Annotated in this window: 1 protein-coding gene and 1 pseudogene; one reads left to right on the forward strand and one right to left on the reverse strand. The window is 52.7% G+C overall.

Going from position 1 to position 946, the window contains the following annotated elements; all coding sequences use genetic code 11:
• On the forward strand, positions 1–180 hold a 180-nt coding region (locus IEX86_RS24725), incomplete at its 5' end, for an IS3 family transposase (RefSeq protein WP_188868726.1).
• 25 nt (positions 181–205) lie between these two features.
• Here the strand turns inward: IEX86_RS24725 and IEX86_RS24730 are convergent.
• Positions 206–946, reverse strand: a pseudogene (locus tag IEX86_RS24730) (IS630 family transposase); the annotation flags it as partial.

The raw sequence follows: 946 nt of genomic DNA on the forward strand, positions 1-946 counted from the left end.
GCCTCGCTTAAACAGCTGCAGGAGCATATAAAGGATTATCTGTGGGCGTATAACAGCGCTCGTCCATTGCGCGCCTTGAAAGGGCAAACACCGATTGGCTTTATCCTCGGGCAATGGCATAAACAACCACAGCTCTTTTTAACCGATCCTAACCCCTTCTTCCCGGGACCTAACACCTAGCGTGGTGAATCACAAACACGTTTAATTAGTTCCTGCGAAAAGCCCGTGCTGCCCGACCTACCGAAGCCAGGACTTCACCAGCGCTCCTACTCCAGCGGGAGAGAGCCTCGGGTTCTAGTTGTAAGTAGCCAGGTAATGGTTAATAGACTGCTCAGGATCGCTTACGCTGGTATGTGATTGCCGCTTGATCCATCTCTGGCTAAGGGTCGAGAAAAAGCGTTCTACCAAGTTTAGCCAGGAAGCCGAGGTTGGGGTGAAATGCACCTGATAACGAGGGTGTGCGGCTAGCCAGGCCTTTACCTGATCGGTCTTGTGTACCGTATAGTTGTCCATGATCAAGTGAAACGGTAGGTCAGTACAGATCTCTTCATCAATAGCCTTCAAGAACTCCACAAACTCAGCGCTACGATGACAACGCTTGAGACGCCCGATCACTTCGCCTGTGGCAACATCCAGCGCAGCAAACAATGACGCTGTGCCAAAGCGCTGATAATCCTGTGTTCGAGTTACGGGATGGCCTGGTGCCAAAGGCAGACCTGGCTGGGTTCGATCCAGGGCCTGGATCTGGCTTTTCTCATCAATACACAGCACCAGAGCCTTATCCGGTGAGTTCAGGTATAGCCCAACGATGTCATGAACTTTATCGGCGAAGTTCGGGTCGTCCGATAGCTTAAAGGTTCGTCCAGAGGCGGCTTGAGCCCGAATGCATGCCAGATGCGCTGCACGCTGGCAGGCGAGATGCCTGTGGCTTTGCTCATCTGGCGAG

The organism is Pseudomonas asuensis (assembly GCF_014646755.1).
Taxonomy (GTDB): Bacteria; Pseudomonadota; Gammaproteobacteria; order Pseudomonadales; family Pseudomonadaceae; genus Chryseomonas; species Chryseomonas asuensis.